30 protein-coding genes, 1 tRNA gene and 1 riboswitch are annotated in these 25,513 nt (G+C 67.0%); of the genes, 26 read left to right on the forward strand and 5 right to left on the reverse strand.

Annotated features, from left to right (window positions below; genetic code table 11):
- The first annotated feature begins 10 nt into the window (after positions 1–10).
- The 3 genes from relA to EWH21_RS10115 all read left to right on the forward strand — a co-directional run bounded on the left by relA (position 11) and on the right by EWH21_RS10115 (position 3,844).
- Positions 11–2,254: a GTP diphosphokinase gene (relA, locus tag EWH21_RS10105; protein WP_047592847.1), complete on the forward strand. Its 2,244-nt coding sequence runs from the start codon at positions 11–13 to the stop codon at positions 2,252–2,254.
- Between the two features lie 93 nt (positions 2,255–2,347).
- Positions 2,348–3,178, forward strand: a complete 831-nt coding sequence (gene mazG / locus EWH21_RS10110) for a nucleoside triphosphate pyrophosphohydrolase (RefSeq protein ID WP_277700427.1) — start codon at positions 2,348–2,350, stop codon at positions 3,176–3,178.
- A gap of 126 nt (positions 3,179–3,304) precedes the next feature.
- A complete protein-coding gene (locus EWH21_RS10115) occupies positions 3,305–3,844 on the forward strand; it encodes a DUF2058 domain-containing protein (protein WP_047592844.1) in 540 nt (179 codons plus the stop codon).
- Between the two features lie 32 nt (positions 3,845–3,876).
- On the opposite strand, the gene EWH21_RS10120 is transcribed toward EWH21_RS10115, so the two are convergent.
- Together EWH21_RS10120 and EWH21_RS10125 are read right to left on the reverse strand one after the other, a co-directional pair.
- The gene (locus EWH21_RS10120) at positions 3,877–4,149 is read right to left on the reverse strand and encodes a Rho-binding antiterminator (RefSeq protein ID WP_037053586.1); all 273 of its coding nucleotides are present in this window, start codon (positions 4,147–4,149) and stop codon (positions 3,877–3,879) included.
- A gap of 131 nt (positions 4,150–4,280) precedes the next feature.
- On the reverse strand, positions 4,281–5,528 hold the full coding sequence (locus tag EWH21_RS10125; protein WP_037053585.1) for an OprD family porin: 1,248 nt from the start codon (positions 5,526–5,528) through the stop codon (positions 4,281–4,283).
- 321 nt (positions 5,529–5,849) lie between these two features.
- On the opposite strand from EWH21_RS10125, the gene EWH21_RS10130 reads away from it, so the two are divergent.
- Complete coding sequence (locus tag EWH21_RS10130) at positions 5,850–6,992, forward strand: DUF5610 domain-containing protein (protein WP_037053584.1); 1,143 nt, start codon at positions 5,850–5,852, stop codon at positions 6,990–6,992.
- 48 nt (positions 6,993–7,040) lie between these two features.
- Positions 7,041–7,277: a glutaredoxin family protein gene (locus EWH21_RS10135; protein ID WP_047592840.1), complete on the forward strand. Its 237-nt coding sequence runs from the start codon at positions 7,041–7,043 to the stop codon at positions 7,275–7,277.
- A gap of 84 nt (positions 7,278–7,361) precedes the next feature.
- Here the strand turns inward: EWH21_RS10135 and EWH21_RS10140 are convergent.
- From EWH21_RS10140 to mobA, 3 genes are all read right to left on the reverse strand, one after another.
- Positions 7,362–7,438 (reverse strand) — tRNA-Pro (locus tag EWH21_RS10140).
- A gap of 122 nt (positions 7,439–7,560) precedes the next feature.
- A complete protein-coding gene (locus EWH21_RS10145; RefSeq protein ID WP_037053581.1) occupies positions 7,561–7,782 on the reverse strand; it encodes a YgdI/YgdR family lipoprotein in 222 nt (73 codons plus the stop codon).
- A 91-nt stretch (positions 7,783–7,873) separates the two neighbouring features.
- A complete protein-coding gene (gene mobA, locus EWH21_RS10150; RefSeq protein ID WP_277700428.1) occupies positions 7,874–8,458 on the reverse strand; it encodes a molybdenum cofactor guanylyltransferase MobA in 585 nt (194 codons plus the stop codon).
- A 66-nt stretch (positions 8,459–8,524) separates the two neighbouring features.
- On the opposite strand from mobA, the gene moaB reads away from it, so the two are divergent.
- The 21 genes from moaB to EWH21_RS10255 all read left to right on the forward strand — a co-directional run bounded on the left by moaB (position 8,525) and on the right by EWH21_RS10255 (position 25,479).
- Positions 8,525–9,064 (forward strand): molybdenum cofactor biosynthesis protein B, encoded by a 540-nt coding sequence (gene moaB / locus EWH21_RS10155; RefSeq protein WP_037053578.1) that lies wholly within the window; start codon positions 8,525–8,527, stop codon positions 9,062–9,064.
- Positions 9,061–10,275, forward strand: coding sequence for a gephyrin-like molybdotransferase Glp (gene glp / locus EWH21_RS10160; RefSeq protein WP_277700429.1), 1,215 nt, complete (start codon positions 9,061–9,063; stop codon positions 10,273–10,275). Before moaB ends, glp begins: the two co-directional genes overlap by 4 nt.
- A gap of 149 nt (positions 10,276–10,424) precedes the next feature.
- Entirely contained in the window at positions 10,425–11,048 is a 624-nt protein-coding gene (locus tag EWH21_RS10165; protein WP_175253558.1) for an NlpC/P60 family protein, read from the forward strand.
- An 82-nt stretch (positions 11,049–11,130) separates the two neighbouring features.
- A complete protein-coding gene (locus EWH21_RS10170; RefSeq protein ID WP_277700430.1) occupies positions 11,131–11,655 on the forward strand; it encodes a C40 family peptidase in 525 nt (174 codons plus the stop codon).
- A gap of 373 nt (positions 11,656–12,028) precedes the next feature.
- Positions 12,029–12,697, forward strand: a complete 669-nt coding sequence (locus tag EWH21_RS10175) for a CsgG/HfaB family protein (protein WP_277700431.1) — start codon at positions 12,029–12,031, stop codon at positions 12,695–12,697.
- 15 nt (positions 12,698–12,712) lie between these two features.
- Positions 12,713–13,069: a DUF4810 domain-containing protein gene (locus tag EWH21_RS10180; RefSeq protein WP_256663110.1), complete on the forward strand. Its 357-nt coding sequence runs from the start codon at positions 12,713–12,715 to the stop codon at positions 13,067–13,069.
- Between the two features lie 2 nt (positions 13,070–13,071).
- Entirely contained in the window at positions 13,072–13,728 is a 657-nt protein-coding gene (locus tag EWH21_RS10185; protein ID WP_150610243.1) for a DUF799 domain-containing protein, read from the forward strand.
- 35 nt (positions 13,729–13,763) lie between these two features.
- A riboswitch (cobalamin riboswitch) is annotated at positions 13,764–13,974 on the forward strand.
- A 179-nt stretch (positions 13,975–14,153) separates the two neighbouring features.
- Positions 14,154–14,765, forward strand: coding sequence for a cob(I)yrinic acid a,c-diamide adenosyltransferase (cobO, locus tag EWH21_RS10190; RefSeq protein ID WP_134677947.1), 612 nt, complete (start codon positions 14,154–14,156; stop codon positions 14,763–14,765).
- The gene (locus EWH21_RS10195; protein ID WP_277700432.1) at positions 14,765–16,057 is read left to right on the forward strand and encodes a cobyrinate a,c-diamide synthase; all 1,293 of its coding nucleotides are present in this window, start codon (positions 14,765–14,767) and stop codon (positions 16,055–16,057) included. Before cobO ends, EWH21_RS10195 begins: the two co-directional genes overlap by 1 nt.
- Positions 16,054–16,707, forward strand: a complete 654-nt coding sequence (gene bluB, locus EWH21_RS10200) for a 5,6-dimethylbenzimidazole synthase (protein ID WP_134677949.1) — start codon at positions 16,054–16,056, stop codon at positions 16,705–16,707. The genes EWH21_RS10195 and bluB overlap by 4 nt, the downstream gene beginning before the upstream one ends.
- Before the next feature lie 3 nt (positions 16,708–16,710).
- On the forward strand, positions 16,711–17,619 hold the full coding sequence (cbiB, locus tag EWH21_RS10205; RefSeq protein ID WP_277700433.1) for an adenosylcobinamide-phosphate synthase CbiB: 909 nt from the start codon (positions 16,711–16,713) through the stop codon (positions 17,617–17,619).
- Complete coding sequence (cobD, locus tag EWH21_RS10210) at positions 17,612–18,622, forward strand: threonine-phosphate decarboxylase CobD (RefSeq protein ID WP_150609114.1); 1,011 nt, start codon at positions 17,612–17,614, stop codon at positions 18,620–18,622. The genes cbiB and cobD overlap by 8 nt, the downstream gene beginning before the upstream one ends.
- Entirely contained in the window at positions 18,622–20,073 is a 1,452-nt protein-coding gene (locus EWH21_RS10215) for a cobyric acid synthase (RefSeq protein ID WP_152488422.1), read from the forward strand. Before cobD ends, EWH21_RS10215 begins: the two co-directional genes overlap by 1 nt.
- A 54-nt stretch (positions 20,074–20,127) precedes the next feature.
- Positions 20,128–20,649 (forward strand): bifunctional adenosylcobinamide kinase/adenosylcobinamide-phosphate guanylyltransferase, encoded by a 522-nt coding sequence (gene cobU, locus EWH21_RS10220; protein ID WP_152488423.1) that lies wholly within the window; start codon positions 20,128–20,130, stop codon positions 20,647–20,649.
- Positions 20,646–21,701: a nicotinate-nucleotide--dimethylbenzimidazole phosphoribosyltransferase gene (cobT, locus tag EWH21_RS10225; RefSeq protein WP_277700434.1), complete on the forward strand. Its 1,056-nt coding sequence runs from the start codon at positions 20,646–20,648 to the stop codon at positions 21,699–21,701. The genes cobU and cobT overlap by 4 nt, the downstream gene beginning before the upstream one ends.
- Positions 21,701–22,273: a histidine phosphatase family protein gene (locus tag EWH21_RS10230; protein WP_277700435.1), complete on the forward strand. Its 573-nt coding sequence runs from the start codon at positions 21,701–21,703 to the stop codon at positions 22,271–22,273. The genes cobT and EWH21_RS10230 overlap by 1 nt, the downstream gene beginning before the upstream one ends.
- A complete protein-coding gene (locus tag EWH21_RS10235) occupies positions 22,270–23,001 on the forward strand; it encodes an adenosylcobinamide-GDP ribazoletransferase (RefSeq protein ID WP_277700436.1) in 732 nt (243 codons plus the stop codon). The genes EWH21_RS10230 and EWH21_RS10235 overlap by 4 nt, the downstream gene beginning before the upstream one ends.
- A gap of 73 nt (positions 23,002–23,074) precedes the next feature.
- On the forward strand, positions 23,075–23,479 hold the full coding sequence (locus EWH21_RS10240; protein ID WP_037053548.1) for a MarR family winged helix-turn-helix transcriptional regulator: 405 nt from the start codon (positions 23,075–23,077) through the stop codon (positions 23,477–23,479).
- 58 nt (positions 23,480–23,537) lie between these two features.
- Positions 23,538–24,743, forward strand: a complete 1,206-nt coding sequence (locus tag EWH21_RS10245; protein WP_037053546.1) for an MFS transporter — start codon at positions 23,538–23,540, stop codon at positions 24,741–24,743.
- Positions 24,740–24,865, forward strand: a complete 126-nt coding sequence (locus tag EWH21_RS10250; RefSeq protein WP_256663111.1) for a hypothetical protein — start codon at positions 24,740–24,742, stop codon at positions 24,863–24,865. The genes EWH21_RS10245 and EWH21_RS10250 overlap by 4 nt, the downstream gene beginning before the upstream one ends.
- Positions 24,866–24,927: 62 nt before the next feature.
- Complete coding sequence (locus EWH21_RS10255; RefSeq protein WP_037053543.1) at positions 24,928–25,479, forward strand: redoxin domain-containing protein; 552 nt, start codon at positions 24,928–24,930, stop codon at positions 25,477–25,479.
- Positions 25,480–25,513: the final 34 nt, after the last annotated feature.

A 25,513-nucleotide genomic window follows, 5' to 3' on the forward strand; every position in this document is an offset into this window, starting at 1 on the left:
AGGTAAGACGATGGTTCAGGTGAGAGCGCATCAGCCAGTCAACGATGACGGCAGCATCAATCTCGAGGCCTGGTTGGATCATGTCACCAGCGTCGACCCGGCGCTGGATCGTCAGGCACTGCACGAGGCCTGCGAGTTCGCCCGCGATCTGGAGCAGCAGGCCAACACCACCCCGCATCACTGGAGCGAAGGCGGCTCGACCTTCCGTGCCGGCCTCGACATCGCGGAAATCCTCGCCGATCTCAAGCTCGATCAGGATTCCCTGGTCGCCGCGATCATCTATCGCGGCGTACGCGAGGGCAAGATCACCCTGGCTGCGGTGCACCAGCGCTTCGGCCCGGTGGTGGCCAAGCTGATCGAAGGCGTGCTGCGCATGGCGGCGATCAGCGCCAGTATCAACCCGCGCGAATCGGTGGTGGTCGGCTCGCAGACGCAGGTGGAGAACCTGCGCAAGATGCTTGTGGCCATGGTCGACGACGTGCGCGTGGCACTGATCAAGCTGGCCGAGCGCACCTGCGCGATTCGCGCGGTCAAGGAGGCCGACGAAGAGAAGCGCCAGCGGGTGGCGCGCGAGGTGTTCGACATCTATGCGCCGCTGGCCCACCGCCTCGGCATCGGCCATATCAAGTGGGAACTGGAGGACCTGTCCTTCCGTTACCTGGAGCCCGACCAGTACAAGCAGATCGCCAAGCTGCTGCACGAGCGTCGTCTGGATCGCGAGCAGTACATCAACGACGCCATGGATCACCTGCGCCAGGAGCTGGAAGCCACCGGCATCAAGGCCGACATCAGCGGCCGGGCGAAACATATCTATTCGATCTGGCGCAAGATGCAGCGCAAGGGCCTGCAGTTCAGCCAGATCTACGACGTGCGCGCGGTGCGTGTGCTGGTGCCGGAGGTGCGCGACTGCTACACCACGCTGGGTATCGTGCACACCCTGTGGCGGCACATTCCCAAGGAGTTCGACGACTACATCGCCAACCCCAAGGAGAACGGCTACCGCTCGCTGCACACCGCCGTGCTCGGCCCGGAAGGCAAGGTGCTGGAGGTGCAGATCCGCACCCACGCCATGCACGAGGAGGCCGAGCTGGGCGTCTGCGCACACTGGCGCTACAAGGGCACCGACGTCAAATCCGGCTCCAACCACTACGAAGAGAAGATTTCCTGGCTGCGTCAGGTCATCGAGTGGCACGAGGAACTGGGCGACATCGGCGGCCTGGCCGAGCAGCTGCGCGTCGACATCGAGCCGGACCGGGTCTACGTGTTCACGCCCGACGGCCATGCCATCGACCTGCCCAAGGGCGCCACGCCACTGGACTTCGCCTACCGCGTGCACACCGAGATCGGCCACAACTGCCGTGGCGCCAAGATCAACGGGCGCATCGTGCCGCTGACCTACAGCCTGCAGACCGGCGAGCAGGTGGAGATCATCACCAGCAAGCAGGGCTCGCCGAGCCGCGACTGGCTCAACCCCAACCTGGGCTACGTCACCACCAGCCGGGCGCGGGCGAAGATCGTGCACTGGTTCAAGCTGCAGGACCGCGACCAGAACGTCGCGGCCGGCAAGCAACTGCTCGAACGCGAGCTGGCACGCCTGGCGCTGCTCGGCGTGGACTTCGACAAGCTGGCGGAAAAGGCCAACCTGAAGACCGCCGAGGACCTGTTCGCGGCCATGGGCGCAGGCGATGTGCGCCTGGCCCATGCGGTCAACCTGGCCCAGCAGCTGGTCGAGCCGGAGCGCAGCAGCGAGCAGCTCGAGCTGATCCCGCGCAAGGCCCAGGGCTTCAAGCCGGGCAAGCGTGGCGACATCCAGATCCAGGGGGTCGGCAACCTGCTGACGCAGATGGCCGGTTGCTGCCAGCCACTGCCGGGCGATCCCATCGTCGGCTACATCACCCTGGGGCGCGGCGTCACCATTCACCGCCAGGACTGCCCGACGGCGCTGCAACAGGCCGGGCGCGAGCCGGAACGGATGATCCAGGTGAGCTGGGGCCCGGTGCCGGTGCAGACCTACCCGGTGGAGATCGTCATCAAGGCCTACGACCGCTCCGGTCTGCTGCGTGACGTGACCCAGGTGCTGCTCAACGAGAAGCTCAACGTGCTGGCGGTCAACACCCGCTCGAACAAGGAGGACAACACCGCCTCCATGTCGATCACCGTGGAGATCCCCGGCCTGGATGCGCTCGGCCGCCTGCTGGCGCGTATCGGCCAGTTGCCCAACATCATCGAGGCGCGCCGTCACCGCGCCAATTGAGCGGCAGGCCTCTAGCAACAAGCCGCAAGTGAAAGGTGGTCCGCCGCTTTCTCTTGTGGCTTGAAGCTTTCAGCTTGCCGCCCAGGAGTTTCCATGTACCAACTCGACGACCTGCTGCACCTCATGGCGCGCCTGCGTGACCCGCAGCACGGCTGCCCCTGGGACCTCAAGCAGAGCTACGCGAGCATCGTGCCTTACACCCTGGAAGAGGCCTACGAGGTCACCGATGCCATCGAGCGCGGCGACTTCGCGCATCTGCCGGGGGAACTCGGCGACCTGTTGTTCCAGGTGGTCTACTACAGCCAGCTGGCGCAGGAGGAGGGGCGTTTCGACTTCGCCAGGGTGGTCGATGGCATCACCGCCAAGCTGATCCGCCGGCACCCGCACGTGTTTCCCGACGGCGACCTGTATGGCGCGCCGGATGCAGCCAGGCTGCAGGAGGCGGCGGTCAAGCAGCGCTGGGAGGAGCTCAAGGCCGAGGAGCGTGCCGAGAAGGCCGCCGTGCCCGAGCAGCTGTCCCTGCTCGATGACGTGCCGACCGCGTTGCCGGCGCTGAGCCGCGCGGCCAAGCTGCAGAAGCGTGCGGCGCAGGTCGGCTTCGACTGGCCCGAGGCCCTGCCGGTGGTGGACAAGGTGCGCGAGGAGCTGGACGAAGTGCTGGAGGCCATGAGCGAGAACGATGCCGAGGCGGTGGCCGAGGAAATCGGCGATCTGCTGTTCGTCGTCACCAACCTGGCGCGTCACCTCAAGGTCGATCCCGAGGCTGCGCTGCGCGCCGCCAATGGCAAGTTCGAGCGGCGCTTCCGCTTCATCGAGCAGAGCGTGCGCGAAGCCGGACGGTGTCTGGATGGCTGCTCGCTGGAGGAGCTGGACGCGCTCTGGGGCGAAGCGAAGAAGCTGGAGAAGCTGGCGCCCGGTTGCTGATCGGGTATCCCGGCATGCATCCGGCCCGTGCGGCTGGAGCCAGGGCCGGTTAGCCATTATGCTGGGCGCTTCGAAATGGCGGTGCCGCGCGCCGCTGCAACAACATCATGTTCGGGATCTTTAGTCATGGGTCTTTCCCTGCGCGACCAGCTGCTCAAAGCCGGGCTGGTCAATGAAAAACAGGCCAAGCAGGTTGGCAAGCAGCAGCAGAAGCAGAAACGTCTGGCGCACAAGGGGCAGGCCGAACTGGATGACAGCACCCGCCAGGCGGCCCTGCAGGCGCAGGCGGAGAAGGCGGCGCGCGACCAGGAGCTGAATCGTCAGCAGCAGGAGAAGGCCGAGCAGAAGGCCCGCGTGGCGCAGATCAAGCAACTGATCGAGCGCTCGCGCCTGCCCAAGCTCGATGGCGAGGACTACTACAACTTCGTCGACGACAAGAAGGTCAAGCGCCTGCCGGTCAACAACATGGTGCGCAACAAGCTGTCCAACGGCTGGCTGGCCATCGTGCGTCACGGCGGTGGTTATGAAGTCATCCCGCGCGAGGCGGCGCTGAAGATCCAGGAGCGCGATGCCTCGCGCATCGTCCTGCTCAATACCCATGTCGAAGAGCCGGATGCCGACGATCCCTACGCGGCCTACCAGATTCCTGACGACCTGATGTGGTGATGCTTCGGCGCGGGGCGTCGGGCGCGTAGCGCTCAGCAGCGTTTGCCGCCCAGCAGCACGCGGCCGAAGCTGGCGCCTGCGTCCTGCGGTGTGATCGCCAGCAGGCGATCCATGCGCAGGCGCTGTTCGCCGTCGGCCGTGCGCAGGAGCAGGAACTCTTCCTTGCTCGCCGCGGTTTCCGTGGTCAGCGCGCGGCCTTGCAGGCGCGTGCCGTCGACCAGCTCCACGTCCAGCTGATAGCCATGCAGGCAGGCGATCTCCAGGTAGTCGTAGAGGTCGCAGGCCAGCGGTTGGTAGTCGTCCATCGCGTCACTCCTCGTGCTCTGCGCTGAGCCTAGCCGGGAACCGCCCGGGTGGCACGCTCTGCCGTCTTCTTCGCCATGAAAAACGCCGCGACCTGCAGCAGGTCGCGGCGCTCCGTCAGTGCCGGGGGCGGTTACAGCAGGGGAATGGTGTAGCTGACGATCAGGCGGTTCTCGTCGAGGTCGCCGATGCTCGCGTTGGAGCGCACCATCGCGTTACGCCAGCGCACGCCCAGGTTCTTCAGCGGACCTTCCTGGATGATGTAGCTGATGTCCACGTCGCGTTCCCATTCCTTGCCGCTCGCGCCACCCACGCCATCGAAGCCGTCGCCGGTCACGTAGCGGACGAACGCGCTCAGCCCCGGGACGCCATAGCTGGCGAAGTTGATGTCATAGCGGGCCTGCCAGGATTTCTCGTCCTTGCGGGTGAAGTCGAGGATCTGCAGGTAGTTGACGATGTAAGGATCGGTTTCGGAGAGGAAGGGGAAGGCGTTGTCGCCGCCGACCTTCTGGTAGCCCAGGCGGAAGGTGTGCGCACCGATGCCGGCCCAGAGGTTGACCGAGGTCAGGTCGTTGTCCACGTCGCCGCCGAGCTTGCGGCCGTTGTCCTGGGAATCGAAGTAGGCCAGGTTGGCGCCCAGCTTCCAGTCGCCGATGGGCTGCACGTGGATCAGGTTGTAGAGCTTCTGGTCGTAGATGTCTTCCAGCTCGCCGTACCACAGGCCGACGGTGGTATTGCCGCCGTTGAACTTGTAGTCGCCGCCGGCGAAGTTGTAGCGGTCGCTCTTGCCGCCGACGTTGCTCGCGGTGATGTCCTGGCTGTCGGTGGAGTTGCGGAAGTTCACTTCACGCAGCTGGCCGCCGTTGAGGGTCAGCCCGGCGAGCTCCTGCGAGGTGATCATGCCACCGGTGAACACCTGCGGCAGCAGACGCGAGTCGCCGGAGGAGACGATCGGCAGCTTGGGCATCAGGCCGCCGACCTTGCCGATGGTCTTGGAGATGCGCACCTTGACCGCGCCGGTCGCCTCGGAATATTCGTCCGGGCCTTCATCGCCGAAACCGTTGGGCAGCAGGTTGGTGCCGGCACGTTCGTCCGAGGAGTCGAGCTTCAGACCCAGGCCGGCATAAGCGTCCAGACCGAAACCCACGGTGCCTTCGGTAAAGCCTGATTCGGCCTTGAGAATGAAGCCTTGCGCCCATTCTTCGCGCTTGGACTGCTGCGCGGCGGTGGTGTCGCGCAGGTCGCGGTTCATGTAGAAGTTGCGCAGTTCGAGTGTGGCCTTGCTGTCACCGATGAAGTCGGCCTGTGCCAGGCCGGGGAGTGTGAGGCTGGCGCCCAGCGTGGCGAGGGCCACGGCGCGGGCGAGGGGAGTCTTGCTCATTATTGTTGTCTCCTCGTTGTTGTTATTAGCGGGCGGCCACTCTGTGACCGACCCGTTACGGCGCCATGAAATAAAGCACTTCGGTTATTCGGCGACTGTAAGACTTTAGTCTGGCGGGGCCTGGGGCCTGCCGGGGCTTTCAGGGCTGCGAGGCTCTAGCGCGTGGTGACGGGCGCCTTTCGCGCTTCGACCGCCGATCGGGAAAGCGCCGTTGAGTGCACGGGCAGCGAGAAAAAACCGCCAACCGTTGGTCGATCAGCCCTAAAGCTTGCTGCTGCGCGGCCGTTAAGTTCGGCAGATCACCTGCCTGGGTACCCGGTCATGAATCCTCTGAGCTCCTTCAACTCCGCCGCTTCACGCACCGCGCATGCCAGCCAGTCGGCCGCTGCGCGCAACAACGCCGCCGATGCACAGGCGACGCTGGCCAACCGTCTTGCCGACAAGCTGGGGCTGCAGCCCGGGGCGCTCAATGGCAAGCGTGACGACTACACGCCGGAGAAGGTGGCGGGGCGCGTGCTTGGCTTCGTCGAGCAGCGCCTGCAGAGCGAGGCCGCGGCCGGGGCCGATCCGGCCCGGCTGGAGCAACTGCTGGCGCAGGCGCGCGAAGGTATCGAGAAGGGTTTCGCCGATGCGCGCAAGATTCTCGACGGCATGGGTGTGCTGGGTGGCCAGGTGGCCAGTGACATCGATGACACCTACTCGCGTATCCAGGATGGCCTGGGCGATCTCGACAAGCGCTTCGGCGCGGCAACCCCGGGCACCGCGGACAGCGTTGCGGTCGCTGGTTACAGCGAGCGTTTCAGTGCGCAGGCGGAAACCTTCGACCTGGCCATCACCACGCGCGATGGCGATCGCCTGCGTGTCTCCGTGGCGCAGGCGTCGGCCAGCTGGTCGCAAAGCAGCTTCGCCGCGGCGAGCGACGGCAGTTCCAGCAGTCTGGTGGCCAGCAGTCAGTCCGGCAGCCTGCAGATCGGCGGCTGGCAGGTCAGTGTGGAAGGTGAGCTGGACGATGACGAGATCAAGGCCCTGGAAAAGCTGTTCAGCCAGGTGCAGGACCTCTCCGACAAGTTCTATGCCGGTGATCTGTCTGGAGCCTTCGACCGCGCCATGGCGCTGGACATGGACGGCGAGCAGCTGGCATCGATGTCGTTGCGCCTGACCCAGACCAGCGTGCGCCAGGCCACCGATGCCTACGGCGCCGTGGGCGGGCAGGGTGCCAGTGCGGTCAACAGCGGCTTGCAGGACTACGCCCAGGGCCTGCTCGATGCACTGCGCAGCGCTGGCGACCTGGCTCAGGATGCCGGTGGCATGCTCAAGGATCTGCTCAAGGGTGGCTTCTCGCTCGACGAGCGCTTCGACCTGCCGCGCCTGGAGAAGGCCGACAGTCTCAACCGCAACCTGCTCGACGGCCTGCAGTCGCTGCTCGCCGGCGAGGCTGGCGAGAGTGGCGACGACGCGAGCTGATGCCGCGCGGTGCTAGACTGCGCACCTTGCTGACAGTGAGGTGCGCTCATGAAGCCTGAATGCCAACTTTTCGGAACCCTGGGGTGCCATCTGTGCGAGGTGGCCGAGGCGCTGCTCATGCCGTTCGTCGAGAACGGCCTGCTGGTCGAGCTGATCGATATCGCCGAGCATGAAGGGCTGGTCGAGTCGTACGGCCTGCGCATTCCGGTGCTGCGCCGCTGCGATACCGGCGCTGAGCTGAACTGGCCGTTCGATGCCGAGGAAGTGGTGGCCTTTCTGCGCTGAAGGCCCGCTGGCCGCCGTGCCGATCTGCGGCTGGCAGGAATGCCAGGCATAAAAAAACCCGCCTTGACAGGCGGGTTTTTGATTTGGTCGGAGAGACAGGATTCGAACCTGCGACCTTCTCGTCCCGAACGAGACGCGCTACCAAGCTGCGCTACACTCCGAATGAGGCGTATTCTACCGAAAAACTTTTACTGCACAAGGGGTTAGCCTGAAAAAACTTCCGGCCGGCATGGCCATCATCCGTTCAGGCTTGGCGCCAGGTGCGCGTCGGTAGCGCCTCGCCTCAGAGTTCCTTGACCGTCTGAACCTGATCCTTGTTGATCGTGGCGCGCTTGCCATCGAGCTGTTCGAACTCGTAGAAGCCCGACTCTTCGTCATATGTCGGCTTGTCCACGGTCTGGATCTCACGGCCATCGTTGAGGGTGATCACCGACGGCGAAGCGCAACCGGCGAGGGCCGCGAAACCGATCACCAGCAGCAGGGCGGGAAGGGTCCGTTTGGTCATGGTCTGTCTCCTTGGGTACGAATGGGGTGCCATACCTTCGCTCTGACGTGAAACGGCCGCATGAGTTCCGCTGAGGGCGTCGGTTTCAGCGTCAGCGTGCAGTGGCGGCAAGAATTTCCGGCGTGTTGAGGTTGGCCAGGCGTGGGTCGTCCAGCGGGCAGTCGACGGCAATGGGGTCGAGCCTGCCGAACCAGCGCTGGGGACTGCGCTCACCCGACTGCCAGGCGCGCTCGAGGTCGTCCCGCAGGTGAGTGGGGAGCAGGCAGAACAGCGGTTGCCAGTACGCGCCCTGGCGGACGACCACCGGCCGGCTGCCCGCCTGCGCGAGCAGGGCGTCGAGCAGCGCTGCGTCGACGAGGGGGGCGTCGCAGGGCAGTACCAGTATCTGTGGATGGCGAGCGGCGGCCATGCCGGCGCGGATGCCCGCCAGGGGACCCTGGAAATCCTGCTCCTGATCGGCCACCAGCTGGTCGGCGTAGGGGGCATAGCGCTCGTTGTTGCGGTTGCAGGAAATGATCAGGTCGTCGCTGAGCGGCCTGGCCAGTTCATGCAGCCAGGCGATCAGCGGGCGGCCGTGCCAGTGCAGCAGGCCTTTGTCCTGCCCGCCCATGCGTTGCCCGCGACCACCGGAGAGCAACAGCACCGAACAGTTGGCAAGGGCATTGGGCGTAGGCATGCGGCGGTCTCCGGGGCGGGCGGTGTGATATAACGTCGCCCATTGTCTACCAATTGGATGCCTGCCATGAACCACAAGGCCGACGCGGTTTTCGTGCCGCTGAACATTGCCGTACTGACCGTCAGCGACACGCGCACGCTGGATACCGATACCTCCGGGCAATTGCTGGTCGATCGCCTGAGCGCTGCCGGGCACCAGTTGGCGGCGCGCGTCCTGCTCAAGGACGATCTGTACCGCATCCGCGCCCAGGTCGCGACCTGGATCGCCGAGGATCAGGTGCAGGTCGTGGTGATCACCGGCGGCACCGGTTTCACTGGGCGTGACAGTACTCCCGAGGCCGTCGCCTGTCTGCTGGACAAGCAGGTCGATGGTTTTGGCGAGCTGTTCCGGCAGATCTCCGTGGCCGATATCGGCACCTCCACCATCCAGTCGCGCGCGCTGGCCGGCCTGGCCAACGGTACGCTGGTCTGCTGCCTGCCGGGTTCGACCAACGCCTGTCGTACCGCATGGGACGGCATCCTCGCCGAGCAGCTGGATGCGCGTCATCGTCCGTGCAACTTCGTGCCGCACCTGAAAGAGGTCGGCGCCTGCGAGACGCGCGGATGAGTGCTTGCGACAAGCCCGGCCTGCTGCCCATGGAGGCGGCACTGGAGCGCCTTCTGGCGCTGGCCGACGCGGCGCCCGTGGAGCAGATCGAGTCGGTCGCGCTGGCCGAGGCGGATGGCCGCGTGCTGGCCGAGCCGCTGATCGCGGCGCTGGATCTGCCACCCTGGGCCAACAGCGCCATGGACGGTTATGCCCTGTGCCTGGCCGACTGGAATGGCCAGGCGCTGCCCGTGAGTCAACGCATTCAGGCCGGGTCGGCGCCCGCGCCGCTGCAGCCGGGCAGCTGTGCGCGGATCTTCACCGGTGCGCCGCTGCCGCATGGCGCCGACACGGTGGAAATGCAGGAGAACGTCGATCTGGACGATGCCGGGCGGGCCGTGTTCCGCGAAACGCTTAGGGTCGGCCAGAACGTGCGTGCGCAAGGCCAGGAAACGCGCAGGGGCGAGTGCGTGCTGCCGGCAGGTACCCGCCTGGGCCCGGTCGAACTGGGGCTGGCGGCATCGCTTGGCGTGGCGCAACTGCCGGTGCGCCGGCGTCTACGCGTGGCGGTGCTCTCCACCGGCGATGAGCTGGTGGAGCCAGGCCAGGCACTGGGGCCGGGGCAGATCTACAACAGCAACCGACGCCTGTTGATCGCCTGGTTGCAGCGCCTGGGCTGTGCGGTGACCGACGCCGGGATTCTGCCGGACGACCTGCCGCGTACCCGCGCGGCGCTGAGTGCCCTGGGCGAGGTCGACCTGATCCTGTCCACCGGTGGCGTTTCCGTCGGGGAGGCTGACTTCCTCGGCCTGGCCCTGCGCGAGGCGGGCGAGCTGGCGCTGTGGAAGCTGGCGATCAAACCGGGCAAGCCGCTGACCTTCGGTCATTACCAGGGCGTGCCGGTAATCGGTCTGCCGGGCAATCCGGCCTCGACGCTGGTCACCTTCGGCCTGCTCGCGCGCCCCTACATGCTGCGCCGCCTTGGCGTTCAGCGGGTCGAGCCGCTGGGCTTCCCACTGCCGGCGGGCTTCACCTGGAGCAAGCCGGGCATGCGCCGCGAGTACCTGCGGGCGCGGCTGGAGCACGGCCGGGTGGTGCCTTACGCCAATCAGAGTTCCGGCGTGCTGCGCAGCGCGGCCTGGGCTGAGGGACTGGCGGAAGTCATGGAGGGCAGCACCCTCGCCGAAGGGGATATGCTGCGTTTCATCCCGCTGAGCGAGATCCTGGGCTGAGCGACACGCGCCCGGCCATTGCCTGGCTGGGCGCGTTAGATGGTGTGGCGAGACTACGGAGTCACAATTGCAACGATAGAATTTGCAAATGGGTCATATAGAGGGCATAGTCGCGCACTTATATAAATTCCCTCGACACGGTCGTGCCCATGCTGAAGCGCTTCGCACCCCTCGTGCCTGTTGCACTCACCCTGTTTCTCGCCGCCTGCGCGGGCCATGCGCCGCAGCCGCAGAGCGGCGAAACCTCGGCCCGGCCCGCCGCCCCAGTACAGGCTCAGCAGAGCGAGCCGGCAGAGGATGACGTCGCCGCACTGGTCGACGACAAACCCTATGAAATGCCGCAGTTGGCCGACAGCCTGCTCGATCTCGGGCGTTCGCTGATCGGCACCCGCTATCGCTACGGCGGCACCTCGGTGCAGTCCGGTTTCGATTGCAGCGGCTTCGTCGGCTACCTGTTCCGCGAAGAAGTGGGTCTGGAGCTGCCGCGCTCCACTCGCGAGCTGATCAAGCTGGATGCGCCCAAGGTGGCGCGTGCCGACCTGGAACCGGGTGACCTGATCCTGTTCAACAACCGGGGTCGTGGTCGCGTCAGCCATGCCGGCATCTACCTGGGCGATGACCAGTTCATCCACTCCAGCAGCAGCCGCAGCGGTGGCGTGCGCATCGACAGCCTGGACGACAGCTACTGGAAGCGCAGCTACATGGAGGCCAAGCGCGTGCTGGCGCTGGCTTCGACAGAAGACGAGCAGGCCTCGGCCAAGGCCCATCCCTGAGGGGGCGGCGTAACCGCAGGGTTGCGCCACCACGCCCGAGGCGGCAGAGTAGAGCCTGTCCAGGCTCAGGATCGCCTCGCTCATGCCCGTCACGACCCGTGTTGCCCTCGTTTCCTTCACGCTGCTGCTGAGTGCCTGCAGCAGCCACGCTCCCGCTCCCCAGCCCGTCTACATACCGCCAAGCGCTTCCTCGGCCTATCAGGGCGGTACCGAGGATGTCCTGTTTCGTGCGCTCGGCCTGGTCGGTACGCCTTACCGTTATGGCGGCAACACGCCCGAGGGCGGCTTCGATTGCAGTGGCCTGATCGGCTATGTCTACCGCGACGCCGCCGGGATCAGCTTGCCTCGCTCGACGCGTGAGCTCAGCGCCATGCGCACCCCGGATGTCCGTCGTGATGCCCTGCAAAGTGGCGACCTGGTGTTCTTCGCCACCAACGGCGGGCGCAGCGTCAGTCACGCCGGCATCTATGTCGGCGAGGGCCGCTTCGTGCATGCGCCCTCCAGCGGCGGCACCGTGCGCCTCGACAGCCTCGATAACGTCTACTGGCAGCGTGTCTATCTCGATGCCAAGCGGGTCATCACGCCGGAGCTGGCGCACAATCCCTGAACGGTGGGTGACGGTCGGTCAGGGCAGGGTTGTCCAGACTGTATGAGGTGTTCCTGGCGGGTGGCTTCCGGGTGTTCGCTCGTGCCCGGTATGGCCTGACGACCCAGCACAGACAAGTCGCTCTAGAGGCGCAGGTCCGCATGATCGCAATCTGATGGCCAATAGATGGCAAAACGCCGATTGTCCCGTTAGAATCGCCGCGCCTGCAGGATGCACCGAGGCCCTGGTTTCGTGGGGCCGAACGTCATGGACAGACTTCTTCTCTTTCTTCGTCTCTCCTGTCTCGTCAATACGCTTCGGCTGACGTGTTCCTGCCTCATTGTCTGTCGGCATGTGCTGAATGGGCGTATCAGTCATTCCAAATGAGGTTCGTATGAAAAAGTTCCTTGCCGGTGGTCTCGCCGGTTTGTTCATGCTGCTCGCCGGTTGTGCGACAGAGCAGTCCCGTACGCTGGAAGTCGCCAAGGTAAACACGGCAAACCTGTCCTACTCCGGCCCGCGTAGCCCTATTTCCGTGGGCAAGTTCGACAACCGGTCCAGCTACATGCGCGGTATTTTCACCGACAGCGTCGACCGTCTGGGTGGTCAGGCCAAGACCATTCTGATCACGCACCTGCAGCAGTCCAACCGCTTCAACGTGCTCGATCGCGACAACCTCGCCGAACTGCAGCAGGAGTCCGGTTTCTCCAAGCAGGCGCAACAGGTGCGTGGTGCCAGTTACGTGGTGACCGGCGACGTTACCGAGTTCGGTCGCAAGGAAGTCGGTGACCATCAGTTGTTCGGCATTCTCGGCCGCGGCAAGCAGCAGATCGCCTATGCCAAGGTCAACCTCAACATCGTCGATGTGAAGACGTCCGAGGTGGTGTTTTCCACACAGGGCGCCGGTGAATACAGCCTCTCCAATCGGGAGATCGTCGGCTTCGGTGGTACTGCCAGCTATGACTCCACCCTCAATGGCAAGGTGCTCGACCTGGCGATCCGCGAGGCGGTGAACAACCTGGTCAATGGCGTCGACAGTGGCGCGTGGCACCCCGCCAAGTAAAAGGACATGACGAACATGATCGTTTCACGCCGATGGACCACGGTGTCCGCAATCCTGCTGCTCGGCCTGCTGGCGGGCTGTGCCGCTGGCCCGCAGCCCCTGTACTACTGGGATGGTTACCAGCAGCAGGTCTACCAGCGCTTCGACGGCACGAGCAGCACCGAGGAGCAGATCGCTGCGCTGGAGGCCAGCGTGCAGCAGGCGCGTGCCGCCGACCGTGCGCTGCCGCCCGGTTTCCATGCGCACCTGGGCATGCTCTATGCCGATGCCGGCAAGCTCGACCAGGTACGCCAGGAGTTCGAGACCGAGAAGGCGCTGTACCCCGAGTCCGCCACCTACATGGACTTTCTCATGCGGAAATTCGACCAATGAACATGCTGTCTTCCCTGCGAGTGCTGGCGATCGGTGCTCTGCTCGCCGCCCTGGGCGGCTGCGCGACCCCCAAGAGCTATGACTACACCGCTTTCCTCGAGAGCAAGCCGGCGTCGATCCTGGTGCTGCCTCCGGTCAACCAGTCGCCGGATGTCAAAGCTTCCTACAGCCTCTATTCGCAGGTCACTCTGCCGCTCAGCGAGGCCGGCTACTACGTGATGCCGGTGGGCCTGGTCGACGAGACCTTCAAGCAGAATGGCCTGATGAATGCCGAGGAGGTCCGTCAGGCCTCGCCCGAGAAACTGCGGGAAATCTTCGGTGCCGACAGCGTGCTGTACCTGGACGTGACCGAGTACGGCAGCAGCTACAAGATCATCACCAGCGAGGTGGCGGTTACCGCCACGGCCAAGCTGGTCGATCTGCGTAGTGGCAAGCTGCTGTGGGAGGGCTCGGCCCGTGCCAGCAGCGCCGAGCAGCAGCAGAACAATGGCGGTGGCCTGGTTGGCATGCTGATCGTGGCGCTGGTCGACCAGGTGGTGAACACCCTCAGCGACCGTGGTCACGAGATTGCCGGTATCACCAGCGTGCGTCTGCTGTCGAGCAATACCACCAATGGCATCCTGCCAGGCCCGCGCGCGCGCCCCGAGGCTGCTCGTTGAGCTGAGCGTTGACGCGCAGGGCGGACAGCCTCTAACCTGCGCGCCTTGCTTCAGGTGCCCTGAATCGCCGCCAGCGGCGGTCGATAGGGTGAAACAGGGAAGCCGGTTCCAATGCCGGCGCTGCCCCCGCAACGGTAGGTGAGTCGTACGCCGCTATAGGCCACTGTGCAGTGCACGGGAAGGCGCGGCGTTGAACCTTTGGTTCGCTCACGAGCCCGGAGACCGGCCTGTCGCAGTTTCACGGCATCGCGGAGGGCGTTGTCCGGCCAGCGCTCCGGTTGCACCGGGGCGTTCGTGTTTTCTGTCTTCCGCATGCCCGACCAGCCATTGGCGCCTGGATGGGACGTGCGCATCGTCGTCTCGTCTTCTGGTTGCCGTTCGCGCCGTGCACGACCTTGCCGGCGCGTGATGTACAGGAGCAGAGCATGAGCGAGTCCGTCGAACGTGATGAGCGCCACAAGGCGCGCATGCAGCGCAAGAAAGCCCTGATCGACGAGAAGATCGCCCAGGCCCAGGACGAGTACGGTCTGCTGCTGGTGCACAGCGGCAATGGCAAGGGCAAGAGCAGCAGCGCATTCGGCATGGTCGCCCGGGCCCTCGGGCATGGCATCAGGGTTGGCGTGGTGCAGTTCATCAAGGGCGCAGCCAGCACCGGGGAGGAAACCTTCTTCCGCCGTTTCCCCGAGGAAGTCAGCTACCACGTGATGGGCGAGGGGTTCACCTGGGAGACCCAGGACCGTCAGCGTGACATCGCCAAGGCGCAGGACGCCTGGAACGTCGCGCGGCGCCTGCTCGCCGACGAGTCCGTCGGCCTGGTGGTGCTGGACGAGCTGAACATCGCCCTCAAGCACGGTTATCTCGATCTGCCCACGGTACTGGCCGATATCGAAGCCCGGCCACTGCTGCAGCATGTGGTGGTGACGGGGCGGGGCGCCTTGCCGGAGATGATCGAGGCCGCCGATACGGTCACCGAGATGAACCTGGTCAAGCATGCGTTCAAGGCCGGGGTGAAGGCGCAGAAGGGCATCGAATTCTGATGAGCGCACGTCAATGTCCGGCGCTGTTGATCGCCGCGCCGGCCTCCGGTCAGGGCAAGACCACCGTCACCGCTGCGCTGGCGCGCCTGCATACGCGCCAGGGGCGGCGGGTGCGGGTGTTCAAGTGCGGCCCGGACTTCCTCGACCCGATGATCCATGCCCGTGCCAGCGGCGCGCCGGTGTACCAGCTCGACCTGGCCATGGTCGGCGAGGCCGAGAGTCGCCGCCTGTTGTGGCAGGCCGCCGGCGAAGCCGACCTGATCCTGATCGAAGGGGTGATGGGCCTGTTCGACGGCAAGCCCTCGGCGGCCGACCTGGCGCGTCACTTCGGCGTAGCGGTGCTGGCGGTGATCGATGGCGCCGCCATGGCGCAGACCTTCGGCGCACTGGCCCATGGCCTGGCCACCTTCCAACCGGACCTGCCGTTTGCCGGCGTGCTCGGCAACCGCGTCGCCAGCACGCGCCACGGCGAAATCCTGCGTGATGCCCTGCCGGAGACGATCCGCTGGTTCGGTGCGCTGCCACGCAGCGCGGCGGTGGAACTGCCCAGCCGCCACCTGGGGTTGGTGCAGGCCGCCGAGTTGGCCGATCTCGATGCTCGGCTGGATGCCGCCGCCGATGCCCTGGCGGCCAGTGCCGACGTCGATCTGCCGCCGTCAGTGAGCTTCGCCGCACCAGTGATCGATGAGCCAGGCTCCCTGATTGCCGGCGTGCGTATCGGCGTGGCGCGGGACGCGGCATTCGCCTTCCTGTACCAGGCCAACCTCGACCTGTTGCAGGCCCTGGGCGCCGAGCTGCGCTACTTCTCACCGCTCGCCGACAGCGCCTTGCCCGAGGTGGACAGCCTCTACCTGCCAGGTGGCTACCCCGAGCTGTACCTGGCCGAGCTGGAAGCCAACCAGGCCATGGCGGCGGCGATTCGTGCCCATCACCAGGCCGGCAAGCCGCTGCTCGCCGAATGCGGCGGCATGCTCTACCTGCTCGATGAGCTGCGTGACAAGCAGGGCGCCAGTGGCCGCATGCTCGGCCTGCTTGCCGGCAGCGCGGCCCTGCAGCCGCGCCTGACCGCGCTGGCGTTGCAGGAAGTCGAGCTGGCGGAAGGCCTGCTGCGCGGTCACACCTATCACCACTCACGGCTGGACAGCCCGCTCACGCCGCACGCGCAGGCGCGCTGCCCGAATGGCAAGCCGGTGGCCGAGGCGGTCTATCGGCTCGGCCGGCTCACCGCCAGCTACATCCATTTCTACCTGCCATCCAATCCGGAGGCGGCCGCCGCGCTGTTGCGTCCATGAGCGATCACGCCTTCTCTGCGCTGGAGCGTGCGGCGGTGTACCGCGCCATTGGCGAGCGTCGTGACATGCGTCACTTCGCCGGTGGCCAGGTGCCGCCCGAGGTGCTGGCACGCCTGCTGGAGGCCGCGCACCACGCGCCCAGCGTCGGCCTGATGCAGCCCTGGCGCTTCCTGCGCATCAGCGATCCGCAGCTGCGTCAGCAGGCGCATGAGCTGGTGGAGGCGGAGCGGGTGCGTACCGCCGAAGCCCTGGGCGAGCGCTCGGACGCGTTCATGCGCCTGAAGGTCGAGGGCATTCGTGACTGTGCCGAGCTGCTCGCGGTGGCGCTGATGGACGGCCGCGAGAAGCACATCTTCGGGCGGCGCACCTTGCCGGAAATGGACATGGCCTCGGTCGCCTGTGCCATTCAGAACCTGTGGCTGGCGGCACGCGCCGAGGGCCTGGGGCTGGGCTGGGTGTCGCTGTTCGATCCTGCTGCGCTGGCCGAGTTGCTGGGCATGCCCGCAGGCAGCAAGCCGGTCGCGCTGCTGTGCCTGGGACCGGTCGAGGCGTTCTATGAAAAGCCCATGCTGGTGGAGCAGGGCTGGGCGACGCCACGACCGCTGGCGGAGCTCTTGTTCGAGAACCGTTGGGGTGTCCGTGGTGACTGAGCGATGAGCCTGGCCCTGATCACCTGCGCGGGCGTTGCTCTGGATGCCGCCCTGGGCGAGCCACGCCGGGCGCATCCGCTGGTTGCCTTCGGGCGCCTGGCCAGCCGCCTCGAACAGCGTTTCAATCCGGCCGGCGGCGGCTGGCGCAGTCACGGTGTCACGGCCTGGTGCCTGGCGGTGCTGCCGTTGACACTGCTCACCTGGCTGCTGACCCAGGTGACCTCCCTGACCTGGGCGGTGGATATCTTCGCGCTGTACTTCGCCCTCGGGCTGCGCAGCCTGTACGAGCATGCGCTGCCGGTGGCGCAGGCGCTGCGCCTGGGTGACCTGCCGCTCGCGCGTGAACGCGTGGGCTGGATGGTCAGCCGCAACACCGCCGCGCTGGATGCGACGGGCGTGGCGCGCGCCGGTACCGAATCGGTCCTGGAGAATGGTTCCGACGCAGTCTTCGCCGCCCTGTTCTGGTTCATCGTCGCGGGGGCGCCCGGCGTCGTGCTGTATCGCCTGAGCAATACGCTCGATGCCATGTGGGGCTATCGCAACGAGCGCTTCGAGCGTTTCGGCTGGGCCGCCGCGAAGATCGACGACGTCCTCAACTACATCCCGGCGCGCCTGGTGGCGCTGACCTACGCACTGCTCGGCAACGTGGCCCTGGCGCTGCGCTGCTGGCGTCGACAGGCGCCGATGTGGGACAGTCCCAATGCTGGCCCGGTGATGGCGTCGGGGGCTGGCAGCCTGGGCGTCAGCCTGGGCGGTGCGGCGGAGTATCACGGCGAGGTGCATGAGCGTCCACGACTGGGCGAGGGGCCGGCTCCGCGAGCGCGAGATATCGAGCGGGCGATGAATCGGGTCGTTGCCGGCGTAGCGCTGTGGCTGCTGTGCCTGACGCTGTGGGAGGTAGGGATTGCTTGAGCATGGTGGTCGGCTGCGCGCCGCGGCGCAGCGTTACGGGATTGCCCTGGAAGACTGGCTGGACCTGTCGACCGGTGTGGCGCCCTATGGCTGGGAGCTGCCCGCCGTGCCCGGTTCTGCCTGGGCGCGGCTGCCTGAGGTGAACGATGGCCTGGAGCAGGCGGCGCGCGACTACTACGGTGCCGCCAGCCTGCTGCCGGTGGCGGGGTCGCAGGCGGCGATCCAGGCCCTGCCGCGTCTGCGCAAGCCAGGCAATGTCGGCATTCTGGCCCCCACCTATGCCGAGCATGCGGCGGCCTGGCGACGCGAAGGGCATCGCATCACCAGGCTCAGCGAGGGTTCGGTGCACCGTGCCCTGCCGCAGCTCGATGTGCTGCTGCTGGTCAACCCGAACAACCCGACGGGGCGCCTGATCGAACCGGCGCGCCTGCTCGACTGGCATGACCAGCTGGCCGAGCGCGGCGGCTGGCTGGTGGTCGACGAAGCCTTCATGGATTGCACCCCGCAGCACAGCCTGGCGGCGTACAGCGACATGCCGGGGCTGATCCTGTTGCGCTCGTTCGGCAAGTTCTTCGGCCTGGCCGGCCTGCGCCTGGGGTTCGTGCTCGCGGCGCAGGCGCTGCTGGACGAGCTGGAAAGCCTGCTCGGTCCCTGGGCGGTCAGCGGCCCGGCGCGCAGCGTGGCCCTGACGCTGCTCAACGACCATGAGGGCCAGCGCCGCCAGCGCGAACGCCTGCAGGTCGACGGCGAGCGCCTGGCCGCGTTGCTGCGCGATTGCGGCATGCCGCCAACCGGCGGCTCGGCGCTGTTCCAGTTCTGCTGCACGCGGCGGGCGGTGCCCTGTGCCGAGCTGCTGGCGCGGCGCGGCATCCTGGTGCGCCTGTTCGCCGAGCTGGACAGCCTGCGCTTCGGTCTGCCGGCGGACGAGTGTGGCTGGCAGCGCCTGGAGCAGGGCCTGCTGGAGTGCGCGCCGATGCTGGCCAATCTCGAGGAGACGCCCTGATGACCACGCTGATGGTGCAGGGCACCACGTCCGATGCCGGCAAGAGCACGCTGGTCACCGCCCTGTGCCGCTGGGCGCGGCGTCAGGGCGTCGCCGTGGTGCCGTTCAAACCGCAGAACATGGCGCTCAACTCGGCAGTGACCGCCGACGGTGGCGAGATCGGCCGGGCGCAGGCCGTGCAGGCCCAGGCCGCCGGGTTGGCGCCGCATACCGACATGAATCCGGTGTTGCTCAAGCCCAACAGCGACATGGGCGCCCAGGTGATCATCCACGGGCGTGCCATCGGCAACATGCAGGCGCTGAGCTACCACGGCTACAAGCCGGTGGCCATGGCGGCGGTGCTGGAGTCCCATGCAAGGCTGGTCGAGGGCTACCGACTGGTACTGGTCGAGGGCGCCGGCTCGCCGGCGGAAATCAACCTGCGTGCCGGTGACATCGCCAACATGGGCTTCGCCGAAGCGGTGGATTGCCCGGTGATCCTCATCGCCGATATCGACAAGGGCGGCGTGTTCGCCCATCTGGTCGGCACCCTGGAGCTGCTCAGTGCGAGCGAGCAGGCGCGGGTCAAGGGCTTCGTGATCAATCGTTTTCGTGGCGACATCGCCTTGCTCAAGCCGGGGCTGGACTGGCTGGAGCAGCGCACCGGCAAACCGGTGCTCGGCGTGCTGCCGTACCTGATGGACTTCCACCTGGAAGCCGAGGACGCCGTCGACACCCGCCAGCAGCGCAAGGACGAACAGGCCCTGCGCGTCGTGGTGCCGGTGCTGCCGCGCATCAGCAATCACACCGATTTCGATCCGCTGCGCCTGCATCCGCAGGTGCAGCTGAGCTTCGTCGGGCCGGGGCAGGCGATACCGCCGGCCGACCTGATCATCCTGCCCGGCTCCAAGAGCGTGCGCGCCGATCTGGCGCGGTTGCGCGAGCAGGGTTGGGATGCGGCCATCGCCCGGCACCTGCGCTACGGCGGCAAGCTGCTGGGCATCTGCGGCGGGTTGCAGATGCTCGGCCGGCAGATCCATGACCCGCATGGCCTCGAGGGCGCCGCTGGCAGCAGCGACGGCCTCGCCCTGCTGGATTTCGAGACGCTGCTGGAGCCGGAGAAACAGCTGCGCAACGTACGTGGCCAGCTGTGCCTGGAGCAGGCCGAGGTCAGCGGTTACGAAATCCATGCCGGGGTCAGCCGGGGGCCGGGACTCAACGGCGCCGTGCGGCTCGAGGACGGGCGCGGCGACGGGGGCCTGAGCGCCGATGGACAAGTCCTCGGCACCTACCTGCATGGCCTGTTCGAACAGCCGGCGGCGTTGGCGGCGCTGTTGCGCTGGGCCGGCCTGCGCGAGGTGCAGCACGTGGATTACCAGGCCCTGCGCGAGCGTGACATCGAACGCCTGGCCGACCAGGTGGAACAGCACCTGGATAGCGCCAGGCTCAGGGCATTGTGCGGCCTGGAGTAGGGCCGCGCGGCAGAGCTATTGAACGGTGCGCAGCGCGCACCCTACGGAGTGGAAATGCTTGAACTGATCCTCGGCGGCGCCCGGTCCGGCAAGAGCCGCCTGGCCGAGAAACTGGCCGACGAGTCGGGCCTGGAGGTGGTCTACGTCGCCACCAGCCAGGCGCTCGACGGCGAGATGACGGCGCGCGTCGCCGAGCACCGGGCGCGCCGGCCTGGGCACTGGGCCCTGGTCGAGGAGCCGCTGGCGCTGGCCCGCGTGCTGCGCGAGCAGGCGGCGCCGAATCGTTGCCTGCTGGTGGATTGCCTGACGCTGTGGCTGACCAACCTGCTGCTGCTCGAGGATACGCAGCGGCTGACGGTCGAGCGCGAGGCGCTGCTGGCCTGCATTGGGCAGTTGCCTGGGCGCATCCTGCTGGTCAGCAACGAAAGCGGATTGGGGGTGGTGCCGCTGGGTGAGCTGACCCGCCGTTATGTCGATGAGGCCGGCTGGTTGCATCAGGCGCTGGCCGAGCGCAGCCAGCGCGTGGTCTTCAGCGTGGCTGGCCTGCCCATGGTTCTGAAGGGGGAAGCGCTATGAGTCTGCACTGGTGGCAGGGGCCTTGTCAGCCCAGTGATCGGGTTGCGCGAAGCAAGGCTGAAGCACGGCAACAGCAATTGACCAAGCCCACGGGCTCGCTGGGGCGGTTGGAACACATCGCCATTCATCTGGCCGCGTTGCAGGGCCGCGAGCGGCCGAACCTGGAAAAACTGTGGATCGCCATCTTCGCCGGCGACCATGGCGTGGTGGCAGAAGGGGTTTCCGCCTATCCGCAGGCGGTGACCGGGCAGATGCTGGCCAACTTCGTCGGCGGCGGCGCAGCGATCAGCGTGCTGGCGCGTGAGCTGGACGCGGCGCTGGAGGTGATCGACCTGGGCACCGCCGAGCCGCTGGCGCAATTGCCTGGCGTGCGCCACCTGCATGTCGGCGCCGGCACGCAGAACTTCGCGCGTGAGCCGGCGATGACCCTGGCCCAGGCGCTGATCTGCCTGGAGGCCGGCCGCGACAGCATCGAGCGTGCGCGCAGCGCCGGCTGCGACCTGTTCGTCGGTGGCGAGATGGGCATCGGCAACACCACGGCGGCGGCGGCGCTGGCCTGCTGGCTGCTGGAGTGCCCGGCGAGCGAACTGGCCGGCCCCGGTACCGGGCTGGACCCTGCCGGTGTGGCGCACAAGGCGCGGGTCATCGATGCGGCGCTGGCGCTGCATCGGCAGCGACTCGACGGGCCGCTGGAGGCCCTGCAGCACCTCGGCGGTTTCGAGATCGCGGCGCTGGTCGGTGCCTATGTCGCGGCGGCGCAGCAGGGCGTGGTGGTGCTGGTCGACGGCTTCATCTGCAGCGTCGCGGCCCTGCTGGCGGTGCGCCTGAATCCGGGGTGCCGTGACTGGCTGCTGTTCGCCCACCATGGCGCCGAGCCGGGGCACGTGCGTGTGCTGCAGGCGTTGGGCGCCGAGCCTCTGCTGGAGCTGGGCCTGCGTCTCGGCGAGGGCAGTGGTGCGGCGCTGGCGGTGCCGCTGCTGCGCATGGCCTGCGCGCTGCATGGCCAGATGGCCACCTTCGCCGAGGCGGCCGTGGCGGAGAAACCGGCCTGATGCTGTACCTGGAACTGTTGCGCCACGGCGAGACCGAGCAGGGCGGCGGGCTGCGTGGCAGCCTCGACGATGCCCTGACCGAGCAGGGCTGGGCGCAGTTGCGCAGGTCCGTGCAGGAGGCGGGCCCCTGGGATCGCCTGATCAGTTCGCCGCTGCAACGCTGTGCGCGTTTCGCCGAAGAGCTGGCGGCGGCCCGGGCGCTGCCGTTGGACTACGAGCGCGACCTGCAGGAACTGCACTTCGGCGACTGGGAAGGGCGCAGTGCCGCCGAGCTGATGCACAGCGATGCCGAGGCGCTCGGGCAGTTCTGGGCCGACCCCTATGCCTTCACGCCGCCCAATGGCGAGCCCCTGTCGCGCTTCGAGGCGCGGGTGCTGGGCAGCCTGCAGCGCCTGGCGCAGGCGCATGATGGTGAGCGCCTGCTGCTGGTGACCCACGGCGGTGTGATGCGCCTGCTGCTGGCGCGGGCGCGTGGCCTGCCGAGAAAGGACCTGCTGCAGGTCAACGTCGGCTATGCCGAGCGTTTCCGCCTGCGCCTCGATGCCGATGGCCAGTGGCTGGAGTTGCCATGAGCGCATTCCTGATCGCGCTGCAGTTCCTGACCCGCCTGCCGGTCAGTCTTCCCGGCATGCCGACGCCCGCGCAGGTGGGGCGCTCGCTGCTCTGGTATCCGCTGGTGGGGCTGCTCCTCGGCGTGTTGTTGTGGGGCGCGCACCTGCTGCTGGGGCAGACCTCGATACCGCTGCAGGCAGCGATCATTCTGGCCCTCTGGGTCGGCCTCAGTGGCGGGCTGCACCTGGACGGCCTGGCCGATACCGCCGACGCCTGGGTGGGTGGTTTCGGCGACCGCGAGCGGACCCTGGCGATCATGAAGGACCCGCGCAGCGGACCGATTGCCGTGGTCGTGCTGGTGCTGCTGCTGTTGCTCAAGTACGCCGCGCTGCTGACGCTGCTGCAGGCCGGGCAGGGCGCCTGCCTGATTCTGCTGCCCTGGCTGGGGCGCAGCCTGCTGCCGGTGCTGCTGGTGACCACGCCCTACGTGCGCGCCGGCGGCCTGGGGCAGGCGCTGGTCGAGCAGGCACCGCGCCAGCAACTGCCCTGGGTGCTGGTCGTGCATCTGCTGCTGATGCTGGCATTCGGCTGGCCGGCGCTGCTTGCCGTGGCCAGTGCCCTGCTGCTGTTCGCCTGGACGCGTCGCGCGTTGCTGCGTCGCCTGGGCGGCACGACGGGGGACACCGCCGGCGCGCTGGTCGAGCTGGCCGAGTGCGGCATGCTGCTGGTCCTCGCGTTGAGCCTCTGAGCGCAACTGTTATGCCGACACGCCCTGCAACTGTATGAGTGCGAATCGGTGATGCGGGTATATACCTGTATCCATGTTGCCGACCTCTTGCCTCTGTACCCAATTGCGCCGCGCCAGTCGCGGCGTGACCCGCCGCTATGACGACGCACTCGCTGCCGTCGGCCTGGGCGCCGCACAGTTTTCCCTGCTGCGGCATGTCCAGCGCCTCGGCCAGCCGAGCATTTCCGCATTGGCCGAGGCCATGGGGCTGGACCGCAGCACCCTGGGGCGCAACCTGCGGGTGCTCGAGGAGCAGGCGTTGCTGCAGCTGAGCGAGGCGCGCGATCTGCGTGCCCGCGAGGTCAGCCTCACCGATGCCGGAGAGCGACGCATCGCCCAGGCGCTGCCGCTCTGGGAGCAGGTGCAGCAGGAGTTGAACCTGCAACTGGGTGAGGGCCGGCGTGCCGAACTGATGCAACTGCTGGAAGCCCTGGCCTGAGGGTCGACTGATTTTTACTGCCCATGCGGCCACTGACGGCCGCTCGCTGGAGATAACAATGACAACTGCATGGCGTTCTTCCACCTGGCTGTTGCTCGGCGCATCGCTGATTCTCGCGTTGTCGCTCGGCACCCGGCATGGCTTCGGCCTGTTCCTGCCGCCGATGAGCGCCGAGTTTGGCTGGGGACGTGAGGTGTTCGCCTTCGCCATCGCCCTGCAGAACCTGATCTGGGGTCTGGCGCAGCCGATCACCGGGGCGCTGGCCGATCGCTTCGGGGCACGCAAGGCCGTGGTCATCGGCGGTGTGCTGTACATGCTCGGGCTAATATTCATGGGCATGGCCGATTCGCCGCTGAGCCTGTCGCTCAGCGCCGGTCTGCTGATCGGTATCGGCCTGTCCGGCACCTCGTTTTCGGTGATTCTCGGCGTGGTGGGCCGCGCCGTACCGGTGGAAAAACGCAGCATGGCCATGGGCATTGCCGCTGCGGCCGGCTCCTTCGGCCAGTTCGCCATGCTGCCGGGCTCCCTGGGCTTGATCGGCTGGTTGGGCTGGTCGTCCGCCCTGCTGGCGCTGGGGCTGCTGGTGGCGTTGATGATTCCGCTGGCGGCCATGATCCGGGAGACTCCGCCGCCGGCCAGCAACGGTCCGGAGCAGACGCTGGTCGAGGCGCTGCGTGAAGCCACCAGCCACTCCGGCTTCTGGCTGCTGGCGCTGGGCTTCTTCGTCTGCGGCTTCCAGGTGGTGTTCGTCGCCGTGCACCTGCCGGCCTATCTGGTGGATCACGGCCTGCCGGCGCTGACCGGCACCACCGTGCTGGCCCTGGTCGGGCTGTTCAACATCTTCGGTACCTACATCGCCGGCTGGCTCGGCGGGCGGATGGCCAAGCCGCGTCTGCTCAGTGCCCTGTACCTGCTGCGCGGGGTGGTCATCAGCCTGTTCCTGGTGGCACCGCTGACGCAGTGGAGCGCCTACCTGTTCGGCATCGCGATGGGCCTGCTGTGGCTGTCGACGGTGCCGCTGACCAACGGCACCGTGGCGACGCTGTTCGGTGTGCGCAACCTGTCGATGCTGGGCGGTATCGTCTTCCTGTTCCACCAGATCGGCTCGTTCCTGGGCGGCTGGCTGGGGGGCTATCTGTACGACCATACCGGCAGCTACGACCTGGTCTGGCAGATTTCCATCGGCCTGAGCGTGATGGCTGCCGCGCTGAACTGGCCGGTGCGCGAGGTGCCGGTGGCCCGCCTGCAGGCGGTGCCGGCGTGAGCAGCAAGGTCACGCTCTGCGCGGCCGTGGCACTGGGCCTGGGGGCGCTCCTGGCCCTGGCCTGGTGGGGCTGGCGCCAGGGTGGCCTGGCCCTGCTGCAACTGGGCGTCGGCATCTGCTAGTTGCCTGAGGCGCGGCCTGCGAGTAGCGTGAACGGATCGCATCATCGTCCGAGATTTCTGCCATGTCACTGCGTCACATCGCCTGCTCCCTGCTGCTCTCCAGCCTCGCGCTGCCCCTGCTCGCTGCCGAATGCCCGGCGCTGTTGCAGGGCGAACTGCCCAAGCTGCGCAGCAAGGGCGCCAGCGTCGATCTCTGTCAGTTCGCCGGCAAGCCGCTGGTGGTGGTCAACACCGCCAGCTTCTGCGGTTTCACGCCGCAGTTCAAAGGTCTCGAAGCGCTGTACCAGCGTTACCAGGACCAGGGCCTGGAAGTGCTCGGCGTGCCCTCCGACGACTTCCGCCAGGAGTCGGACGACAGCGCGGAAACCGCCACCGTCTGCTACGTCAACTACGGCGTCACCTTCACCATGACCGAGCCGCAGCCGGTGTCCGGTGATGACGCCATCGCCCTGTTCAAGGGGCTCGCCGAGCAGAGCCGGCAGCCACGCTGGAACTTCTTCAAGTACGTGGTCGACCGTCAGGGCAAGGTGGTGGCGAGCTTCTCCAGCCTGACCAAGCCGGACGATCCCGAGCTGATCGCCGCCGTGGAAAAGGCCATCGCTTCGCAACCCTGAGCCCACTCTTCGCTGTACGGCCCTTCACCCATCT

Origin of the sequence: Pseudomonas sp. REST10, assembly GCF_029542605.1 — a bacterium.
Classification (GTDB): Bacteria; Pseudomonadota; Gammaproteobacteria; order Pseudomonadales; family Pseudomonadaceae; genus Aquipseudomonas; species Aquipseudomonas khazarica.

Excerpts from the sequence above, each read along its gene's own strand:
- relA (WP_047592847.1), top strand. The coding sequence starts at position 11 with ATGGTTCAGGTGAGAGCGCATCAGCCAGTCAACGATGACGGCAGCATC.
- mazG (WP_277700427.1), top strand. The coding sequence starts at position 2,348 with ATGTACCAACTCGACGACCTGCTGCACCTCATGGCGCGCCTGCGTGAC.
- EWH21_RS10115 (WP_047592844.1), top strand. The coding sequence starts at position 3,305 with ATGGGTCTTTCCCTGCGCGACCAGCTGCTCAAAGCCGGGCTGGTCAAT.
- EWH21_RS10120 (WP_037053586.1), bottom strand. The coding sequence starts at position 4,149 with ATGGACGACTACCAACCGCTGGCCTGCGACCTCTACGACTACCTGGAG.
- EWH21_RS10125 (WP_037053585.1), bottom strand. The coding sequence starts at position 5,528 with ATGAGCAAGACTCCCCTCGCCCGCGCCGTGGCCCTCGCCACGCTGGGC.
- EWH21_RS10130 (WP_037053584.1), top strand. The coding sequence starts at position 5,850 with ATGAATCCTCTGAGCTCCTTCAACTCCGCCGCTTCACGCACCGCGCAT.
- EWH21_RS10135 (WP_047592840.1), top strand. The coding sequence starts at position 7,041 with ATGAAGCCTGAATGCCAACTTTTCGGAACCCTGGGGTGCCATCTGTGC.
- EWH21_RS10145 (WP_037053581.1), bottom strand. The coding sequence starts at position 7,782 with ATGACCAAACGGACCCTTCCCGCCCTGCTGCTGGTGATCGGTTTCGCG.
- mobA (WP_277700428.1), bottom strand. The coding sequence starts at position 8,458 with ATGCCTACGCCCAATGCCCTTGCCAACTGTTCGGTGCTGTTGCTCTCC.
- moaB (WP_037053578.1), top strand. The coding sequence starts at position 8,525 with ATGAACCACAAGGCCGACGCGGTTTTCGTGCCGCTGAACATTGCCGTA.
- glp (WP_277700429.1), top strand. The coding sequence starts at position 9,061 with ATGAGTGCTTGCGACAAGCCCGGCCTGCTGCCCATGGAGGCGGCACTG.
- EWH21_RS10165 (WP_175253558.1), top strand. The coding sequence starts at position 10,425 with ATGCTGAAGCGCTTCGCACCCCTCGTGCCTGTTGCACTCACCCTGTTT.
- EWH21_RS10170 (WP_277700430.1), top strand. The coding sequence starts at position 11,131 with ATGCCCGTCACGACCCGTGTTGCCCTCGTTTCCTTCACGCTGCTGCTG.
- EWH21_RS10175 (WP_277700431.1), top strand. The coding sequence starts at position 12,029 with ATGAAAAAGTTCCTTGCCGGTGGTCTCGCCGGTTTGTTCATGCTGCTC.
- EWH21_RS10180 (WP_256663110.1), top strand. The coding sequence starts at position 12,713 with ATGATCGTTTCACGCCGATGGACCACGGTGTCCGCAATCCTGCTGCTC.
- EWH21_RS10185 (WP_150610243.1), top strand. The coding sequence starts at position 13,072 with ATGCTGTCTTCCCTGCGAGTGCTGGCGATCGGTGCTCTGCTCGCCGCC.
- cobO (WP_134677947.1), top strand. The coding sequence starts at position 14,154 with ATGAGCGAGTCCGTCGAACGTGATGAGCGCCACAAGGCGCGCATGCAG.
- EWH21_RS10195 (WP_277700432.1), top strand. The coding sequence starts at position 14,765 with ATGAGCGCACGTCAATGTCCGGCGCTGTTGATCGCCGCGCCGGCCTCC.
- bluB (WP_134677949.1), top strand. The coding sequence starts at position 16,054 with ATGAGCGATCACGCCTTCTCTGCGCTGGAGCGTGCGGCGGTGTACCGC.
- cbiB (WP_277700433.1), top strand. The coding sequence starts at position 16,711 with ATGAGCCTGGCCCTGATCACCTGCGCGGGCGTTGCTCTGGATGCCGCC.
- EWH21_RS10215 (WP_152488422.1), top strand. The coding sequence starts at position 18,622 with ATGACCACGCTGATGGTGCAGGGCACCACGTCCGATGCCGGCAAGAGC.
- cobU (WP_152488423.1), top strand. The coding sequence starts at position 20,128 with ATGCTTGAACTGATCCTCGGCGGCGCCCGGTCCGGCAAGAGCCGCCTG.
- cobT (WP_277700434.1), top strand. The coding sequence starts at position 20,646 with ATGAGTCTGCACTGGTGGCAGGGGCCTTGTCAGCCCAGTGATCGGGTT.
- EWH21_RS10230 (WP_277700435.1), top strand. The coding sequence starts at position 21,701 with ATGCTGTACCTGGAACTGTTGCGCCACGGCGAGACCGAGCAGGGCGGC.
- EWH21_RS10235 (WP_277700436.1), top strand. The coding sequence starts at position 22,270 with ATGAGCGCATTCCTGATCGCGCTGCAGTTCCTGACCCGCCTGCCGGTC.
- EWH21_RS10240 (WP_037053548.1), top strand. The coding sequence starts at position 23,075 with ATGTTGCCGACCTCTTGCCTCTGTACCCAATTGCGCCGCGCCAGTCGC.
- EWH21_RS10245 (WP_037053546.1), top strand. The coding sequence starts at position 23,538 with ATGACAACTGCATGGCGTTCTTCCACCTGGCTGTTGCTCGGCGCATCG.
- EWH21_RS10255 (WP_037053543.1), top strand. The coding sequence starts at position 24,928 with ATGTCACTGCGTCACATCGCCTGCTCCCTGCTGCTCTCCAGCCTCGCG.